We start from the raw sequence: 18,107 nt of genomic DNA, 5'->3' as shown, positions 1-18,107 counted from the left end.
CGGGTGACAGCAGTGCGTCAGGCGGTGTGAGGGCACCGCCATACGAGGGGAACGAGAGTAACTATGGGGCGTCACAGCTCAGATGCCGATCGCGGCGACAACGAATGGACCGGGGCTGCCGCGAGCAGCGGGGGAGCAGCGAGCGGCAACCGCCGGTCCGACGACGACTTCGGCTTCGAGCATCGCGAGGCCGGCAGTGGCCGACGCGGTGGCTGGCTGTGGGCGGGCGTCGCCCTGGTCGCGGTCGTCGCCCTCGTCACCGGCGTGATCATCTGGCAGACGAGCTCCGGCGGCTGCGGTGACCGGACACGTGTGGCGGTCGCGTCCGACGGCGCGATGACCGGACCGCTCCGCGAGGTGGCACGCCAGGCGTCGACGGACTCCTGCTACGACTACGACATCCAGACCGCGGCGGGTGCCGACGTGCCCGGTCTGCTGACGCAGGGCGCCGCCGCCCCCGATCTCTGGGTCGCCGACTCGCAGGTGCAGGCACGCCGCGTCACGACGCAGGTCCGCCGCGACATGGATCTGGTGTCGCCGTCGATCGCCTCCACCCCGACCGTCGTCGCCGGTGAGGACGTCCCCGAACTCCAGACCTGGGTCGAGGTCATGAGGCTGCCCGACCTCCGGACCGGAAGCCCGGTCGACACCAGCACCGGCGACGCCCCGATCATCGGTGCGCTCGCGGCGGTCGACGCCGGTGAACTCCCCGAGGAGAAGTTCACCGAGGCCATGACGATCCTGGCCATCCAGCAGAACAATGCGCGCCTCGTCAACGACAACGAGGGCACCCGACTCAACCTGGCGAACACCTCGGGTGTGCCGGTGGTGACGACCGAGCAGCAGTACGAGCTGTTCATGCGCACCCATCAGGGGTCGAAGCTCAAGGCCACCATCCCCGCCTCCGGCACCGTCATGCTCGACTACCCGCTGGTGAACACCGCGTCCGCCGCGCGCCAGCAGACCGCCGACGACGCCGGTACCGCACTCGTGGCGGCACTGAACACCGATGCCGGCCGTAAGGCGCTGACCGACGCGGGCTACCGCGACGCCGACGGCACCGGGGTCGGCGAACCCGTCAAGGAACTCCAGCTGCGGGATCCGTCGTCGGTCGACAAGGCACTGCGCCAGTGGCAGGTGCTCGGTGTACCGATCCGCAGCCTCGTCGTCCAGGACACCTCCGGGTCGATGGCGACCCCGGCCGGCGGAACCACCCGCGCCGGACTGCTCATCGACGCGTCGCAGACCGGTCTGAAGCTGTTCCCGAACAACACGATGATCGGTGGCTGGGCCTTCAGCGTCGACAAGGGCGGCGACGGACAGGACTGGGAGGAGATGGCCCCCATCCGGCGTCTCGACGCGCGCTCGGGCAGCGGGACGCACCGTGACGCGCTCGGCAAGGCGGTCGAGGAGGGGCTGTCGGATCTCGGTGGCGGCACCGGCCTCTACGACACCACGCTGGCGGCGTTCAAGAAGGTCCAGGACACCTACGACCCGAACTACTCCAACAGCGTCATCATCATGACCGACGGCCAGAACGAGGACCCGAACAGCATCGGCCTCGACGAGCTCCTGGCCGAGCTGAAGCGCCTCGAGGATCCGGCCCGACCCGTGCTGGTCCTGACGATCGGCATCTCCGACGACGCGGACTCCAACGCGCTCAAGCAGATCGCCGAGGCCACCGGCGGCACCACCTACGTCGCCGAGAACGCGGCCGACATCCGGACCGTGTTCGTCGACGCCATCCAGGCGCGCGTCGCCGCGGCCGGCCGCTGACCGGCGGGCAATCGCCGGTCAGGGAGGACATCACACCGGGCGATCAGGAACAATGGGCCGATGACCCCAACCTCGAGCACCGATTCCGTCCTGCCCGATCCTGATCCGTCCCGTCCGGCACGGTCCTCGGTGCTGATGCGCACCGGCGGTGTCGTCGCGGCGATGGCTGCCGTCGGCCTCGTCGCCGGGGCGTGTTCGTCCGACGACTCCGAGTCCACCGGCTCGACGACCACCGCCGGGTCGTCGACGGCGACCATCGTCGACGATGCCGCATCCGCCCAGTACAAGAACGGCGAGTACACGGCCGAGGGTGGATACAACTCGCCCGGCGGACCGCAGCAGGTCGGCGTCACGGTCACGCTGTCGAACGATGTCATCACGGCGGTGTCGGTCGACACGAGCCAGACCAAGGGCCCGTCGCTGGAGTACCAGGGCAAGTTCGCCGGCGGGATCTCCGATGTAGTGGTCGGCAAGAACATCAACGACATCGATGTCGACAAGGTCTCCGGTTCGTCGCTGACCTCGGGTGGCTTCAACGAGGCGATCGAGAAGATCAAGCAGGAAGCCATCAACTGAGTCCGCCCGGCATGAATTCACCGGGGACCGTGCATGACTGGGTGTTCGACGCGATCGGCACCCGGTGGACGGTCACCACGCCGTCGCCGCTGCCCGGGCCCGTCCTCGACGAGGTGCGTGCCGAGATCGACCGCATCGACCTGGCCTGGTCGAGGTTCCGGGACGACTCGACGGTCGCCGAGATGGCCCGTGCGGCCGGCCGCTACCCGATCGAGGAGTCGGATCAACCGCTCGTCGACTGGTACCGCCGGCTGTATTCGCTGACGCGCGGTGCGGTTTCGCCGCTGGTGGGGCAGACGCTCGCCGACGCCGGCTACGACGCGGACTATTCGCTGCGGCCCGCGCCGCAGGTGTCCGGCGTCCCGGCGTGGGATGAGGTGATCGCCGGGCACGACGGCGCGCTCGAGTTGCGGGAGGCTGCTCTGCTCGATGTCGGTGCCGCGGGAAAGGGTTTCGCGGCCGACCGGGTGGCGGAGATCGTCGCGCGGGTGACCGACGACTTCGTCGTCGACGCCGGTGGTGACATGGTCGTCTCACCACGGACCCGCCCGCTTCGGGTGGCGCTGGAACATCCGATGGACCCGACCAAGGCGATCGGTGTGGTCACGCTCGGCGGCGGGGCGATCTGCGCCTCGGCCAGCAACCGTCGGGTGTGGGCGGATTGGCATCACATCGTCGATCCGCGTACCGCCTCCCCCGCGCGGGAAGTGCTGGCCACCTGGGTGATCGCGCCGTCGGCGATGGAGGCCGACGGACTGGCGACCGCGCTGTTCTTCACGCCGGCCGCATTCCTGCGCGGCGACTTCGACCATCACGCGCAGGGCTTCCATCACGTGACCATCCGACGCAACGGGAGTGTCGAGCACACCGCGATCCCCGGATTGGAGCTGTTCCTGTGACGGCCGTTTCGACGAGTTTCACCTCGGTCCTTCCGCGACTGCTCACCCCGTTCGACGCCGCCCGGCGGCATCTGACCCCGTACCGGGCCGTGGTGTGCGGGCTGCTGTTGCTCGCGGTCGCGGCGTTCGTGGTGTCGGCGGTCGACGCCGACTTCGGTTACGGCCCGGACGAACTCGCGGTGTGGCTCGTCGTCGCGGTCGGGGTGAGCGGTGCGGCCACCTACCTGTTCGCGGCCGTGTTCCGGGTGCCGCCCAATTCCGACTCGTGGCTCATCACCGGGTTGATCCTGTTCTTCGTGGTGCCCGGCGGCTCGCAGGACACCGCGGTGGCGACCGTCGCGACCGCGGCCGTGATCGCCGCGGCGTCGAAATACGTTCTGGCATGGCGTCGTCGACTGATCGTGAACCCGGCGGTCGCCGGCGCCGTCGGCTGTTACGCGCTGGCCTACGCCGGCGTCGACGGACTGAGCTTCCCGTTCTGGTGGGTGGCCGCCGAGCCGCTGCTGATCCCGATGATCGTCATCGGCGCGGCGGTGGTCACCCTGATCCGCGAATGGTTCCTGGTGGTCGTGTTCATCGCGGCGTCGCTGGTGACCATCGGTGTGGTCGAACTGGTTCGGGGCGACCAGGACCTGTCGACGTGGATCGTGTCGTCGCCGATGCTGTTCGTCGCGGCGATCATGCTGCCCGAGCCGCTGACATCGCCGGCGCAGCAGCCGCATCGGCTGATCTATGCGGCACTCGTCGGGGTGCTGATGCACTGCCAGTACACGGTCGCCGTGACCGACTCGTACACGTTGGCCTTCGTGCCGGAGATCGCGCTGCTCGCCGGCAGCCTCTACGCCTTCGCGGTGCGTCTGGCGACGCGGACGGCGCGCCGGGTGCGGCTCGACGTCGAAGCCGCGTCGCTGGCCGACCACACCTACACGCTGCGCGGTGAACCCGCCGGTGGCGCACCGGCGTTCCGGGCGGGGCAGTGGTCGAGTGTGGGTGTGCCGCGGTGGTCGGCACCGGTCTGGTCGGGGTCGCGACGGGTGTTCTCGTTCGTGTCCGCCCCGGGGGAAGCACCTGTCGAGTTCGGTTTCACCGTCGCGGGACAGCAGCCGTCGTCGTTCAAGGCCGCCCTCATCGAGGGCCGTGTACGACGCGCCTGGGTGGACGAGATCGGCGGCGACTTCGTTCTGCCGCGGGCGTTCCCCGGCAAGGGCGAGGTGGTGCTCCTCGCGTCGGGGATCGGGGTCACGCCGTTCATCTCGATGATTCGCTCGCTGTCCGGAGATCTGTCGGGGCTGACCGTGGTGCACGTTCTCCGTGAACCGGGCCGCGCCGTCTACGGAGATGTCCTCGAGAGCGCGGGGTCGGAGGGTGCGCGGGTCGTCACGGTCATCGCACCGGAACTCGCCGATGGCATCGACGATGCCGACCGCCTGGCCGAACTGCTCGGTTCGGACCTGGTGGGCGCGCACTACTACGTGTCGGGCACGCCGGCATTCGTCGAACGCACATCGTCGACGATCCGGCACCTCGACCCGGCAACGAGGTTGCGGCCCTGGCGCATCCACACCGACTCGTTCACCGGCTACTGACCATCCCCTCGCTGCCTGAGGTGCGAGGAGCGATAGCGACGAGCCACGAAGGACTGGTGACATGACCTACCGATACCCCTGCGAGATCCTCGCTTTCGTCGTCTCCCCGAAGCACGCGTACTTCGGACGGCCCAAGGACGGTCCCGCCGGCGAGGTGGAGACCCTCACTCCCGGCGCCGTGGAGATCATCGCCGACAAGGGGATTCGTGGCGACCGGTTCTTCGGCGTACGCGCCCACACGGAGGCGGCGGTGACGTTCCTCGCGCTCGAGGCCTGGACCGCGGCGGCGGGCGATGTCGACCCGGTGCTCGCGCGGCGGAACATCGTCGTCCGCGGCGTCGAACTCGATCCGCTGCGCGGCCGGGAGTTCGGGCTCGACACCGGGGTCGGACCGATCCGCTTCCGCGGTGGCCGTCCCGCGCATCCATGCTCGTGGATGGACACCGTCGCGGGCGAGGGCGTGCGCAAGGCGCTGATCGGCCGCGGCGGCTTGCGGGCGCAACCGCTGACGTCGGGGACCCTGCACGTCGGACCGGCGACGATCATCACCGACGTCGAAATCGACGCGACGCGCGCCGCAGACCAGGTGAAGCGGGCCCAGCCGCGGTAAGGCGTTCCCGCGTGCGCGTTTCCCGCTCCACGACGTGCGAGGATCTCTCACCAGGCCCTTCGTGGCTCGTCGCTATCGCTCCTCGCACCTCAGGGAGCGGGGTTGTGTGAAGCTCGCTCCTCGCACCTCAGGGAGCGGGGTTGTGTGGAGCTCGCTTCTCGCATCGCAGGGAGCGGGGTTGTGTGACGCTCGCTTCTCGCATCTCAGGGAGCGCGGTTGTGTGACGCTCGCTCGTTCAGGAGGTGGGGGATGGCGCTCTACCCGGCCAGGGCGCGGAGGAAGAACCCGAGGTTCGCCGGCTTCTCGGCGAGGCGCCGCACGAAGTAGCCGTACCACTCGCTGCCGTACGGGATGTACACCCGCACGTGCGCTCCGGACCCCACGAGCCGGCGCTGCTCGTCGGCGCGGATGCCGTAGAGCATCTGGTGTTCCCAGGTGTCCGGACCGCGATCGAACTCCGCGGCCATGATCGACGCCGCCTCGATCATCGTCGGATCGTGGCTGGCGACCATCGGATAGCCGTTGCCCTTCATCAGGATTCGCAGGCAACGCAGATACGCCTCATCGATCTGACGGCGGTCGGGGTAGGCCACCGACGGCGGTTCGGCATAGGCGCCCTTGCACAACCTGATCCGTGCGCCCGACGACGCGAACTCCGCGCAGTCGTCCTCGGTACGACGGAGATACGCCTGCAGCACGGTTCCGACGTCGGGGAAGGCGCGTCGCAGCGAGCGCACGATGGCCAGTCGCCCGTCGACGGTCGTGTGGTCCTCGGCGTCGACGGTGACCGATGCCCCCGCCGACCGCGCCGCCGCGGCGATCGTCCGGGCGTTCTCCTCGGCGATCTTGGCGCCGTGCTCCGGCAGGCTCTGTCCGAGCGCGGTCAGTTTCAGTGACACCTCCAGCGAACCAGCCGGCACCGGACCCAGGCCCGGCATCGCCTCCAGCAGAGCCACATACGCGGCCACGGTGGCATCGGCCTGCGATTCGTCGACGGTGTCCTCGCCGAGGAAGTCGATGGTCGCCGCCAGTCCGTCGTCGAGTTCCCTTCGGATGGCGCGGATGACGTCGTCGAGTGATTCGCCGGGGACGAATCGGCGCACGACCTTCTCGGTCACCGACCATCGCTGCGAGGTCTGTTTGATCCGTTCGCTGCGCGCCGCGGCGGTGATCGTCGGGCGTAGAAGCGTGTCGAAGAGAGTGCTCAACCTCAGACCCCCGTGAAATCGGTGCTCATGTGCGGATACCGGGACGTCGTCGGCGGCGTGAACGTCTCCTTGATGGTGCGGGTCGACGACCAGCGCAACAGGTTCTGCTTCGATCCGGCCTTGTCGTTCGTGCCGGAGGCGCGCCCGCCGCCGAACGGCTGCTGGCCGACGACGGCGCCGGTCGGCTTGTCGTTGATGTAGAAGTTGCCCGCGGCGTTGCGGAGCCGATCCGAGGCGAGGGCGACCGCGGCGACGTCGGTCGCCATGACCGCACCGGTGAGCGCGTACCTCGCCGTCGCGTCGACCAGGTCGAGGACGGTCTCGTAGTCGGCGTCGTCGTAGACGTAGATCGACAGGATCGGTCCGAAGTACTCGGTGGAGAAGGACTCGTCGCGGGGATCGTCCGACAGCAACACGGTGGGGCGCACGAAATAGCCGACCGTGTCGTCGACCTGGCCGCCGACCGCAACGGTGACCGACGGCGCGGACTTGGCACGGCGCAGCGCCGCCACCTGCTTGTCGAAGGCCCGACGATCGATGAGCGCGCCACCGAAGTTCGACAGGTCCCGCACGTCGCCATAGCCGACTTCGGCGGTCTCGCTGAGGAAGTCGTCACCCATCTTGTCCCACACCGACCGTGCGATGTAGGCGCGTGAAGCTGCCGAGCACTTCTGGCCCTGGTACTCGAAAGCGCCACGGATCATCGCGGTTCGGAGTGCATGCGGTTCGGCGGAGGAATGCGCGACGATGAAGTCCTTGCCACCGGTCTCGCCGACGAGGCGCGGATAGTTGCGGTACCGGTCGATGTTGCCGCCGACCTCCCGCCACAGGTGCTGGAAGGTCCGGGTGGAGCCGGTGAAGTGGATGCCCGCCAGGTTCTCGTCGGCCAGAACGACATCGGAGACCGCGTGACCGTCGCCGTGGACCAGGTTGATGACGCCGGGCGGCAGTCCGGCGGCCTCGAGGAGTGCCATCGTGTACTGGGCCGAATATGCCTGCGTGGGAGACGGCTTCCACACGACGGTGTTCCCCATCAGCATCGGCGCGGTCGACAGATTCGCGGCGATGGCGGTGAAGTTGAACGGGGTGACCGCATAGACGAATCCGTCGAGCGGACGGTGGTCGAGCCGATTCCATACCCCGGGTGACGACACCGGCTGTTCGGCGAGGATCTCCCGGGCGAAGGTGACGTTGAACCGCCAGAAATCGGCGAGCTCGCACGCGGCGTCGATCTCGGCCTGGTGCACGGACTTCGACTGGCCCAGCATGGTCGCGGCGGAGACCCGTTCGCGCCACGGACCCGACAGCAGTTCGGCCGCACGCAGGATCACCGCGGCCCGATCGTCGAAGCCGGTGTGCGCCCAGTCGTCCTTGGCGTCGAGCGCGGCGTCGACGGCGGCACGGGCGTCGTCGTGGGTGGCGTTGGTGAGGAAGCCGAGCACCTCTCGGTGCGCATGCGGCTGCACGACGTCGATCTGTTCGCCGTGACCGAGGCGCAGGTGCCCGCCGATGATGTGCGGCAGTTCGCGTCGGCCGGCGTTGGACTGGCTGGTGAGTTCGTTGACGATGCGGGTGCGTTCGGGCGATCCGGGTGCGTAGGCGAGTACCGGCTCGTTGGCCGGGCGAGGGGGAGTGGTGATGGCGTCCATGACGTCAGTTCACCTGCGGAGGGCGCTCCCGCGATATGGCCGATCGGCAAACCGATGCGCCGTAGTCTTGTCCGTATGGACAAATCGCCGGGTGTGGCGCTGGGGCGTCTCATTCTGGCTCTGGACCGGACCGTGGCGACGCTGGTCAGCGCGCCGCAGGGGCTCGACGTGCCGGTGCGGAGCCTGGCGATGATCGACATCGACGACGTCCACTTCGGCCTCGGGCGGGCGGCGAGATCGGCCGACGTGTTCCTGCTGGTCGGGTTGTCCGACGAGGTGAGCACCGAATTGCTCGGCGGTCTCGGGAGCCATCGTCCCGTCGCGGTCATGAGCAAGACGTCGCCGACGACCCTCACCGACCTCGCCGACCGGCTCGGGATCGCCGTCGTCGCCATCGACCCGCACGCCCGCTGGGAGCGCATCTACAACCTCACATCGCGCGTCCTCGACACCGCCCGGCGTTCATCGGACGACGGCGAGTCGATGGAGTCGGGCGCCACGGGCGATCTGTTCGAACTCGCGGCCGAGGTCGCCCGGCGCACCGGCGGGCTGGTCAGCATCGAGGACGAGCGGTCACATGTGCTGGCCTACAGCACGGCCGGCGACGAGGCCGACGAGCTGAGACGATTGTCGATCCTCGGGCGCGAGGGGCCGCCGGAGATGCTCGCCTGGCTGCGGCAGTGGGGGGTGATGGACGCGCTGCGCACCTCGTCGCGGGTGGTCGCGGTCGACGCGCGCGCCGACCTCGGGCTACGCGAACGCCGTGCGGTCGCGATCCGGGCGCCCGGCACGGGCGAGTTCCTGGGCGTCGTCTGGCTGCAGTGTGGTGCCAGGGCCCTTGCCGACGACACCGACGAGGTGCTCACCGGAGCGGCCGCGGTGGCCGCCCGGGTGATCGCACGTCGTCGAACCGCCGGCACCGAACACGACGAGGTGGTCCGCCGCCTCCTCGGCGCGCGGGGCGACATCGTCGACGTCGAGGCGCTGGCCGCTGCGCTGGGCCTCGACTCGTCCGTCGCGGTCGTGCTCGTCGGTTTCACGACGAGGGGGTCGCCGGACGCTGCGGTTCCGTTGGGGGAGAACACCACCCGGATCTCCGCGCTCACCTTGCACGCCAGCGCGTTCAGTCCGCTGTCGGTGACCTCGACCATCGGCGACCGCGCCTATGCTGTCCTGCCCGGTGTGTCCGGTGATGCCGCGGTCGAGTGGGCGCGGGTCTCCGTCGACGCGACGGACCGGCAGTTCGGGATCCGCATCCGCGCCGTGGTCGCCGGACCCCACACGCTCTCCGCGGTACCGGAATTGCGCACCCAGATCAACCGCGTGCTCGACGCGGCGTCCCTCGAAGGTGACCTGATCGACGACGTCACGACCGTGGGCGGTTCGCGCACCGGTGTGCTGCTCGGCGAGATCGTCGCGCTCCTGGCCGAGAACCCCGACCTCGTCGACCCGCGGGTCTCCGAACTCGCCGACCTCGACCACCGCACCGGCAGCGAGTTCACCGTCTCGTTGCGCGCCTACCTCGACCGTTTCGGCGACGTCCGTTCGGCCGCCGACGATCTGCACGTCCACCCGAACACGTTGCGCTACCGCATCCGTCGCATCGAGGCGCTCACCGGGATGGAACTCGGGGACCCGGCCACCCGGCTCGTCGTGGCGTTGTCTCTGCGGGTCCGGTAGGCACTGGAAAACGCCCCCGCGAACCACCCTGTGCAGCGGCGCCGACGACACAGTGTCGTCGGCGCCGCCGTGGAGGGTGGATCGCAGGGGCGTTTTCCAGCTCGGTTGAGTACCGCGAGATGTCAGAGGATGGTGAGCATCTCGTTGTAGGTGGGCAGCGGCCAGAGGTCGTCGGCGACGATGCTCTCGAGCGTGTCCGCGACCTCGCGCACCGCGGCCATCGCCGGGATCAGCGCCTCGAGAGCGTACTTCGACTCCTCGAAGGTGTTCTCACCGTGCATTCCGGCGATGCCCTCGTCGAGAGTGATGACGTCGTCGTGCAGCTTGCCGATCAGTGCGGTGACCTCTGCGAGAAGCGGTGTGGGAGCTTCGATCCCGGCCATCTTCAACGAGGCGGCGGTGCCGGCCAGTTCACCCTGGTAGCGGATCGCGGCCGGCATGATCATCGTCTTCGCGATCTCCGCGGTCTCCTTGGCCTCGACGAGGAGGGTGAGGGCGTAGTACTCGAAGATGACGTCTTCGCGGGCCTCGAGCTCACGGGCCGAGAGCACCCCGTACTTCTCGAAGATCTCGATGACCTCGGGCGAGGTGTACTCGGTGACGGCGTCGACGGTGGTGCGGAGGTTCTTCAGACCGCGGGCGGCGGCCTCCTCCTGCCACTCGTCGGAGTAGCCGTTGCCGTTGAAGATCACCGCACCGTGGGTGTTGATGATCTCCTGCAACACCTTCTGGACGGCGTCGTTGAGTTCGGTGCCGTCGGCGATCAGCTTCTCGAGTTCGGCGGAGATGAAGTCGATCGAGTCGGCGAGGATGGTGTTGATCGCGACCATCGGGTCGGAGATCGACTGGTTGGAACCCGGTGCGCGGTACTCGAATCGGTTGCCGGTGAAGGCGAACGGACTGGTGCGGTTGCGGTCGCCCGGGTCGGCCTTCAGCGGCGGCAGGGTGTCGACCCCGAGTTCGATGACGCCGGCGGCCTTGGAACCGGTGGCGCCGCCCTTGGCGATCTGCTCGAAGACATCCATGAGCTGCTCGCCGAGGAAGATCGAGATGATGGCCGGCGGGGCCTCGTTCGCGCCGAGACGGTGGTCGTTCGACGCCGATGCGACGGCGGCACGCAGGAGTCCGCCGTACAGGTGGACCGCGCGGATGATGGCGCCGCAGAAGGTGAGGAACTGCATGTTCTCGTGCGGGGTGTCGCCCGGGTTCAGCAGGTTGCCCTGGTTGGCGTTGCCGAGCGAGAAGTTGACGTGCTTGCCCGAGCCGTTGACCCCGGAGAACGGCTTCTCGTGCAGCAGGCACTTCATGCCGTACTTCTCCGCGACGGACTTCATCGTGGTCATCATCAGCTGCTGATGGTCATGGGCGAGCACCGAACGCTCGAAGACGGGCGCGATCTCGAACTGGCCCGGTGCGACCTCGTTGTGGCGGGTCTTGGCCGGGATGCCCTGCTTGAACAGCTCGCGGTCGAGTTCGATCATGAACGACAGCACGCGCTCCGGGATGGCACCGAAGTAGTGGTCGTCGAACTCCTGGCCCTTCGACGGCGGGGCGCCGAACAGGGTGCGATTGGAGGTCATGAGGTCGGGCCGGGCGTAGAAGAAGTGCTCGTCGATCAGGAAGTACTCCTGCTCGGCGCCGGCGTAGGAGACGACTGTGTCGACGTTGTCGTGGCCGAACAGCTTGAGCAGGCGCATGGCCTGCTTGCTCATCGCCTGCTGGCTGCGTAGCAGCGGGGTCTTCTTGTCGAGGGCCTCACCGGTCCACGAGATGAAGATCGTGGGGATGCACAGTGTGTTGCCGTTGGGGTTCTCGAGGAGGTACGCGGGGCTGGTGACGTCCCAGCCGGTGTAGCCGCGGGCCTCGAAGGTGCCGCGCAGGCCGCCGTTGGGGAAGCTCGACGCGTCGGGCTCGCCCTGCATCAGGGTCTTGCCGGCGAACTCGGCGAGTGAGGCGCCGCTCGCGTCGGGCTCCAGGAACGAGTCGTGCTTCTCCGCGGTGAAACCGGTGAGCGGGTAGAAGACATGCGCGTAGTGGGTGGCACCCCGCTCGATCGCCCAGTCCTTCATCGCGACCGCGACGTAGTCGGCGAGGGTCGGGTCGAGCGCGCAGCCGGTGTCGATGGTCGCGGCCACCGCCTTGAAGACGTGCTTCGGGAGGCGCTTCTTCATGACCGACAAGCTGAACACGTTGCGTCCGAAGGTGTCTGCCAACGGCTCGGTGAATCCGGGTGCCGACACCTCGTAGGTCGTCACGGCCTCGATGGCCTGACGGCGGGACATGCTGCCACTCATGGTTACTCCTGGTGTTTCTCGTCGACCACCGGCAGGTCGGCACGACGAAGTCGCTAGGTTGTCGCTGGTTGCGAGCGACTCGACGCTATGAGCTGGGTGTATGCGCCCCGTTGCCCCCATGTGACGCTGAGGAAAACTAGTGGCTCAGCGCGTGTCTCAGCACATTTCGTCCGTTCGGACGACTCGCGGTCACCGGAGCGTGGCGTCGTCACCCATCACGGCACCTTCGCGACGAGGGTCGGCGCCGCCGATCCACCCGGACCCGTTGCGCATGATCGCGCTCAGGCCGCTGGACTGTTCGTCGACGGACACCTCGGACCCGCGCTGCTTCAGGCCCTGTACCAGTGGGTCGTGCGCACTGTCGTCGGACGTGTCGACCAGTGGGTGTTCGCCACCGACGTTCGACGTCGGGGTGTTGGCCGAGCCGAAGTCGATCATCGACACCGCCTGCTGCGGGTTCAGGCCCCAGTCCAGCATCCCGACGAGGGTCTTGACGACGAACTGGATGATGACCGACCCACCCGGCGAACCCAGGGCGGCCACCACCTGTGCGGGGGCGCCGTCGGTCGCCGGCTGCATCACCAGGGTCGGGGCCATCGACGACCGCGGCCGCTTCCCGGGCGACACCCGATTCGCGAGCAGCGCACCGTCGTCGTCGCGCGGCTCGGCGGAGAAGTCGGTGAGCTGGTTGTTCAGCAGGAAGCCGTCGACCATGTGGAAGCTGCCGAAGGCCGATTCGATGGTCGTCGTCATCGACGCGACGTTGCCGTAGCGGTCGGCGACGGTGATGTGGCTGGTGCCGTGCTCGGTGCCGGTATGCGACCCCAGCGGGACCGGCCCGAGATCGCCGGCCGGTGCTTCACCGAGTGACGTGTCGGGGCGGATCAGTCCGGCCCGCGCCTTCAGATACGCGGGGTCGAGGATGGTTTCGATGCCGCGCCCGGGCAGCGGAACGAAATCCGGGTCGGCGACGTATTTGTCGCGGTCGGCGTAGGCCAGGCGTTCGGCCTCGGTGATCAGATGCGCCGCAGCGGGATCGGGGCGGCCGCCATCTGCGTCGAGTTCGGTGGGCGTCATCGACGGCAGGTCGAAGTTCGCCAGGATGCCCAGGGCGGAGGCGACGGCTATCCCGCCCGATGACGGTCCCGGCATCGCCACGATCCGGCGGCCGCGGTACTCGGTCACGATGGGGTCGCGCGCGATCGCCCGGTAGTTGCGCAGGTCGTCGACCGTCATGAGGCTCGGCGTCATGCCGCCCGCGGTGCTGCCCGCCTCGGCGACGATCGCCTGCGCGAGCGGCCCGTCGTACATCGCGTCCGCGCCGTCGGTGGCCAGCACCCCGAGTGTTTTCGCGTAGCCGGGGTTGACCAGGTCGGTGCCCGCGGGCTTCCCGGAACCGTCTCCGGTGAGGAAGTAGTTGCGGGCGTCCTCGTCGGCCCGGAGGTCGGCCGCGGAAGCGGCGATCGCTCCCGCCAGCCGTGGGCTGATCTCGAAGCCGCTGTCCGCCAGGGTGATCGCCGGGGCGAACAGATCGCGCCAGGCCTGCTTTCCGTATTCTCCGTGGACCGTGTCGAGCATCCGGAGCACGCCGGGAACGCCGATCGATCGTCCCGATGCGCGGGCGCTCGGGACAGGCGGTGCCGGGTCGGCGGGGGAGATCTGCGTCAGATAGGTCTCGGTGGCGGCCGCGGGTGCCGTCTCGCGGCCGTCGAAGGCGCGCACCGTGTTCGACGCCGCGTCGTAGTACAGGGCGAAAGCGCCGCCGCCGATACCCGACGACTGAGGTTCGACGAGTCCGAGCACCATCTGCGCCGCGACCAGCGCGTCGGCCGCGGTGCCGCCGTCGCGCAACACCTCGCAGGCCGCGGTGGTGGCCAGTGGATTGGCGGTCGCCGCGGCGTAGGTTCCGGTCACGACCGGTTTCATCCCGCTCCGGTAACCCGAGGCGACCTCGGGTCTCGTCGCGAGGTCGGTGGGGGCGGCCGACGCGCTGTTCGCGTCGATCAGTTCGCCGTTCGGTATCTCCGCGCACGTCACCGGTTCGGCCCGCTCGTCGGCGTCGGTTCCGCACGAGGCGACGACCAGCACGGCGGCGAGCGCGGCCACCGCGAGGCGGACGGCCCGACGGCCGGTATGAGGACTTCCCCGACGGCGTCTCATCAGCTCAGCGTACGGTCACCGCGCAGGCCGGACCGATCGAACGGCGATGCCCACGCCGATCACCGCGACGCAGGCGAAACCGAACGACAGCAGTCGCGCCGAACCGACCGCGTCGGAACCGAAGCTGACGAGCAGGCCGGCGGCGGCCGAACCGATGGTGTTGGCGACCATCTGTACGGAGTTGATGCCCGCCGACGCACGGGCGGCCTCCGCCTGATCGGTGGTGATGCCCATGGCGGCGGTCGCGATGTGCGGGAACGCCATACCGATGCCCACGCCGGCGACGACGAGGCACGCGTACCAGCCGGCGATCGCGATCGGAGCGGTCGATGACTGGAGGAGGCCGTAGCCGGCCATGCCGACGGCGAGGAACGCCGGGCCGGCGATGCGGGCGGCCGCCGCCGATCGACCGTGGGCCCACGTGCTGCTGGCGATCTGCGCGACCGTCCACCCCGACGACAACGCGGCCGGCAGGAGACCCGCGGCCAGTGGGGTCAGGCCGCCGACCTGCTGACCGAACAGCGGGAGGAAGGCCTCGGCGGTCGACCCGGCCGCCAGTACCGCGATCGAGAGGTAGATCCACTTGAGGGGATTGCCTATCGAATAGGTGAGCCGGGGGAGCAGGCCGGTGGTCCCGCGTCGGTCCACGGCCACGAACCCGAACAGGGCGAGCAGCGCGACGCCGCCGAGCACCACGACCGCCGTCGTCGAACAGGCGACCGCGGCCACCGAGACCGCCGCGGCGGCGACGGTCACCGCCGCCAGCGACGCCCACGGCAACGGGTGCCGTTGGTCGGAGCCCCGACCGCGCGGCAACACCCGGGCGGCGACTGCGGCGATGGCCAACGTGACCACGGTCAGGAACCAGAAGGAGCCCCGCCACAGCCCGACGTCGGCGAACAGGCCGCCGATCGCGGGACCCACGATGTTGCCCACGCCCCACATCGCCGAGATGAGTGCCACCGCACGTCCCCAGATGCGCTGCGGCAGCGCGATCTGCACGACCGCGAATGCCAGCCCCGTGAGCAGTCCGCCGCCGAGTCCCTGGATCAGCCTGCCGGCCAACAGGATCGGCATGGTCGGGGTGACGGCGCAGATCAGTGAACCCGCGGCGAACGCGGAGAATCCGATCAGGTAGGCGCCGCGCGCGCCGAACTGCGCCAGCACTCGGTTCACCAGCATCGACGCCACGACGGAGGCGATGAGGAAGATCGTGACGACCCAGGCGTAGAACTGTTGGCCGCCGATGTCGGCGATGGTGCTGGGCAGCGAGGCCGAGGTCAGAAAGGTGTTGATCGCGAAGACGAGGATGCCGCCGGCGAACACCGACACCGCGGCACGGTGTTCTCGGGCGAGGAGTTCGGACCATCCGCCCGATGACGTCGACATCGTCTGCAGGAATATCCGACCGGACAACGGGGGTCAAGTCGGAAGGCCGTGTCCCGCCCTCGAAAGTGGCGTCGAGGAGCATAGGGTCGATCGGGAACGGCGCCGGACTCACCGGGCCGGACACGCGAGAACGGGGTAGAGCGTGGGAGTGGTACGTCATCAGGTCGTCGTCGATGCGCCCCGCGCGCGGGTCTTCGAGTACGTCGACGGTTATCAGAACGTTCCCGAATATCTGATGGGGGTCACCGGCTTCGAGCCCAGGACCTCGCAGACCCAGGGTCTGGGTTCCATCTTCGAGGTGACGGTCGACGTCGGCCCGAAGAAGCTCAAGTCGGTCGTCAGATGCACCGAGTACATCGAGAACGAGCTGATCGAGCTCAAGGCGATCGAGGGCTTCCAGGCCGACACCACCTGGCGTTTCGCCGAGGCCGGGAGCGGTACCGATCTGCAGGTGGAGTTCAACTACACCCTGCCCGGCGGGATCGCGGGCCGCGTGCTGGGCGGCATCATCGGGCCGTTCGCGGCTCAGGCCATCAGGCACACCGAGGCCACCATCGCGAAGAAGGTCGTCGCGCGGGGCTGAGTTCCCTCAGGTGGTCGCGTCTTTCTGGTCGTCTTTCTCGTCCTCGCCGGCGCTCTGTGCGACGATCCGGTTCGGCAGGTGCCGCGAGGACAGCAGCGCCAGCACCAGCAGGACGAACACGATGAACAGCGCCTGCTGGATCGCCGCGACCTGCGAGTCGGCGTAGGCGTCGGACACCGCCTGCGCCGATGCTTCCGAGCCGCCGGCGTCGAGCACCATGGTGCGGGCCTGATCCGCCGAGATGATGGGCACTCCACTGTCGTCGACCGTCGAGACGACCTGTTGTTGCTCGGCGGCGGGGAGTGAATCGGTGTCGTCGACCGCGGAGACGAAACCTGATGACAACAGCAGGATGAACACCGAACCGGCGACCGCGGTCCCGAAGGACGAGCCCAGATTCTGGAACGTGCCCTGCAGGCCGCCGACCTCGGAGGTGTCCTTCTCCTCGACCGCGGACATGTTGACGTTGCCGAGCTGGGAGGCCAGGAGGCCGAAACCCGCTCCCATGACGAACATCCCGATCGCGAAGGCAATGCTGCGCAGGTCGACCCCCACCCCGGCGATCACGAAGAGGACGCCGACCGCCATGGTGAGCTGCCCGCCACGGGCGATGAACCGGGCCGAACGTCGTGCGGTGAGCCACGAACCGAGGACCGAGAACAGTACGAGACCCACCGAGAGCGGCAGGATCTTGACGCCGGTCTGCAGGGCGTCGCGTCCCAGCATCGTCTGCAGGTAGACCGGGACGACGAAGAAGAGGGCGGCGATCGCGAAGTACTGCGCGAGGAATCCGCCGAGGCCGCTGCGCAGCGCGGGGACGCGCAACAGCTCTACGCGCAATAGGGGCTGCCGGCCGGAACGGGCAAGCGCGCGTTGGCGATCGACGAACAACCAGAGCACGACGACGCCGATCAGCAACAGGTAGGCGACCGGCGACACGCCCAGCGGGGCGATCTCCGATCCGTTGATCTCCGGCGGATGCTGCGGCTTCAGCCATCCCCAGGTCTTCGACTGCAGCACCCCGTAGACGATGAGTGCCAGGCCGCCCGCCGACGCGAGGACGCTCAGCGGATCGATCCGGACGTCCGGGTCGCGGTCGACGTCATGGATCAATCGGGCGGCGAACAGGACGATCACCATGACCACGGTCTCGGCGACGAAGACGTAACGCCAGGATGCGTAGGTCGTCATCAGGCCGCCCAGCAACGGGCCGACCGCGGCGGCGAGTCCGGTCACGGCACCGAGGATCGAGAAGGCGGTGACCCGGGCCTTACCGGTGTAGTTGATCGCTGCCAGCGACGCGATCGCCGGGATGACGAGCACGGCCCCGAGCCCCTCGACGAGGGACCAGCCCAGCATCAGGACCGTCAGGTTGGGGCTCAATGCGGTGGTGAGCGAACCGATCCCGTAGATGACGGCGCCGATCTTGAACGCCCGGGCGCGGCCCATGAGGTCGCCGAGTTTGCCGCCGGTCAGCATCAACGCCGCCATCGTCAGGGCGTAGAAGGTGATCGCGGCCTGCATACCGGTGATCGAGGTGTTCAGATCCTCGGCCACGACCGAGATCGACACGTTCATGACGGTGCTGTCGAGCACCATCACGAACTGCGACACCGCGAGGATGATGATGACCGACCACGAACGCATCGCAGGACTCCCTCAGCTGGAAGTGACCCGCTGATTGTCCCAGCCGAACG

The 18,107-nt window shown here is 68.6% G+C and carries 13 protein-coding genes; 7 read left to right on the top strand and 6 right to left on the bottom strand.

Features of this window, described 5'->3' with window-relative positions:
• The first annotated feature begins 63 nt into the window (after window positions 1-63).
• From BLU62_RS16700 to BLU62_RS16680, 5 genes are all read left to right on the top strand, one after another.
• Window positions 64-1,776, top strand: coding sequence for a substrate-binding domain-containing protein (locus tag BLU62_RS16700; RefSeq protein WP_074850832.1), 1,713 nt, complete (start codon window positions 64-66; stop codon window positions 1,774-1,776).
• A gap of 60 nt (window positions 1,777-1,836) precedes the next feature.
• On the top strand, window positions 1,837-2,352 hold the full coding sequence (locus BLU62_RS16695) for an FMN-binding protein (protein ID WP_074850830.1): 516 nt from the start codon (window positions 1,837-1,839) through the stop codon (window positions 2,350-2,352).
• Window positions 2,353-2,363: 11 nt separating this feature from the next.
• On the top strand, window positions 2,364-3,251 hold the full coding sequence (locus BLU62_RS16690) for an FAD:protein FMN transferase (protein ID WP_074850829.1): 888 nt from the start codon (window positions 2,364-2,366) through the stop codon (window positions 3,249-3,251).
• Window positions 3,248-4,837 carry an FAD-dependent oxidoreductase gene (locus BLU62_RS16685; protein WP_084811815.1) on the top strand — a complete coding sequence of 530 codons (1,590 nt, stop codon included), beginning with the start codon at window positions 3,248-3,250 and terminating at the stop codon, window positions 4,835-4,837. Before BLU62_RS16690 ends, BLU62_RS16685 begins: the two co-directional genes overlap by 4 nt.
• Before the next feature lie 61 nt (window positions 4,838-4,898).
• The gene (locus BLU62_RS16680) at window positions 4,899-5,447 is read left to right on the top strand and encodes a molybdenum cofactor biosysynthesis protein (protein WP_074850827.1); all 549 of its coding nucleotides are present in this window, start codon (window positions 4,899-4,901) and stop codon (window positions 5,445-5,447) included.
• A 257-nt stretch (window positions 5,448-5,704) separates the two neighbouring features.
• On the opposite strand, the gene BLU62_RS16675 is transcribed toward BLU62_RS16680, so the two are convergent.
• Entirely contained in the window at window positions 5,705-6,655 is a 951-nt protein-coding gene (locus tag BLU62_RS16675; protein ID WP_074850825.1) for a proline dehydrogenase family protein, read from the bottom strand.
• 2 nt (window positions 6,656-6,657) lie between these two features.
• Entirely contained in the window at window positions 6,658-8,304 is a 1,647-nt protein-coding gene (pruA, locus tag BLU62_RS16670; RefSeq protein WP_074850823.1) for an L-glutamate gamma-semialdehyde dehydrogenase, read from the bottom strand.
• A 75-nt stretch (window positions 8,305-8,379) separates the two neighbouring features.
• Between pruA and BLU62_RS16665 the strand changes: the two genes are divergently transcribed.
• Window positions 8,380-9,984 carry a PucR family transcriptional regulator gene (locus BLU62_RS16665; protein WP_074850821.1) on the top strand — a complete coding sequence of 535 codons (1,605 nt, stop codon included), beginning with the start codon at window positions 8,380-8,382 and terminating at the stop codon, window positions 9,982-9,984.
• A gap of 122 nt (window positions 9,985-10,106) precedes the next feature.
• Here BLU62_RS16665 and BLU62_RS16660 read toward each other — a convergent pair whose 3' ends face one another.
• The 3 genes from BLU62_RS16660 to BLU62_RS16650 form a co-directional block, all read right to left on the bottom strand.
• Complete coding sequence (locus BLU62_RS16660) at window positions 10,107-12,278, bottom strand: glutamine synthetase III family protein (protein WP_074850819.1); 2,172 nt, start codon at window positions 12,276-12,278, stop codon at window positions 10,107-10,109.
• Window positions 12,279-12,467: 189 nt separating this feature from the next.
• The gene (locus tag BLU62_RS16655; RefSeq protein ID WP_074850817.1) at window positions 12,468-14,438 is read right to left on the bottom strand and encodes a gamma-glutamyltransferase family protein; all 1,971 of its coding nucleotides are present in this window, start codon (window positions 14,436-14,438) and stop codon (window positions 12,468-12,470) included.
• A 15-nt stretch (window positions 14,439-14,453) separates the two neighbouring features.
• The gene (locus tag BLU62_RS16650; RefSeq protein WP_074850815.1) at window positions 14,454-15,827 is read right to left on the bottom strand and encodes an MFS transporter; all 1,374 of its coding nucleotides are present in this window, start codon (window positions 15,825-15,827) and stop codon (window positions 14,454-14,456) included.
• Between the two features lie 142 nt (window positions 15,828-15,969).
• Here BLU62_RS16650 and BLU62_RS16645 point away from each other — a divergent pair, with 142 nt between their 5' ends.
• Window positions 15,970-16,410: an SRPBCC family protein gene (locus BLU62_RS16645; RefSeq protein WP_074850814.1), complete on the top strand. Its 441-nt coding sequence runs from the start codon at window positions 15,970-15,972 to the stop codon at window positions 16,408-16,410.
• Between the two features lie 6 nt (window positions 16,411-16,416).
• Here BLU62_RS16645 and BLU62_RS16640 read toward each other — a convergent pair whose 3' ends face one another.
• Window positions 16,417-18,057, bottom strand: a complete 1,641-nt coding sequence (locus BLU62_RS16640) for an MFS transporter (protein WP_074850811.1) — start codon at window positions 18,055-18,057, stop codon at window positions 16,417-16,419.
• Window positions 18,058-18,107 lie beyond the last annotated feature (50 nt).

Origin of the sequence: Gordonia westfalica (genome assembly GCF_900105725.1) — a bacterium.
Classification (GTDB): domain Bacteria; phylum Actinomycetota; class Actinomycetes; order Mycobacteriales; family Mycobacteriaceae; genus Gordonia; species Gordonia westfalica.
This window is presented reverse-complemented; position numbering and strand designations above follow the sequence as displayed.

Bases quoted from the DNA above. Each gene is read 5' to 3' on its own strand.
- BLU62_RS16700 (WP_074850832.1), top strand. From the start codon at position 64: ATGGGGCGTCACAGCTCAGATGCCGATCGCGGCGACAACGAATGGACC.
- BLU62_RS16695 (WP_074850830.1), top strand. From the start codon at position 1,837: ATGACCCCAACCTCGAGCACCGATTCCGTCCTGCCCGATCCTGATCCG.
- BLU62_RS16690 (WP_074850829.1), top strand. From the start codon at position 2,364: ATGAATTCACCGGGGACCGTGCATGACTGGGTGTTCGACGCGATCGGC.
- BLU62_RS16680 (WP_074850827.1), top strand. From the start codon at position 4,899: ATGACCTACCGATACCCCTGCGAGATCCTCGCTTTCGTCGTCTCCCCG.
- pruA (WP_074850823.1), bottom strand. From the start codon at position 8,304: ATGGACGCCATCACCACTCCCCCTCGCCCGGCCAACGAGCCGGTACTC.
- BLU62_RS16665 (WP_074850821.1), top strand. From the start codon at position 8,380: ATGGACAAATCGCCGGGTGTGGCGCTGGGGCGTCTCATTCTGGCTCTG.
- BLU62_RS16660 (WP_074850819.1), bottom strand. From the start codon at position 12,278: ATGAGTGGCAGCATGTCCCGCCGTCAGGCCATCGAGGCCGTGACGACC.
- BLU62_RS16655 (WP_074850817.1), bottom strand. From the start codon at position 14,438: ATGAGACGCCGTCGGGGAAGTCCTCATACCGGCCGTCGGGCCGTCCGC.
- BLU62_RS16650 (WP_074850815.1), bottom strand. From the start codon at position 15,827: ATGTCGACGTCATCGGGCGGATGGTCCGAACTCCTCGCCCGAGAACAC.
- BLU62_RS16640 (WP_074850811.1), bottom strand. From the start codon at position 18,057: ATGCGTTCGTGGTCGGTCATCATCATCCTCGCGGTGTCGCAGTTCGTG.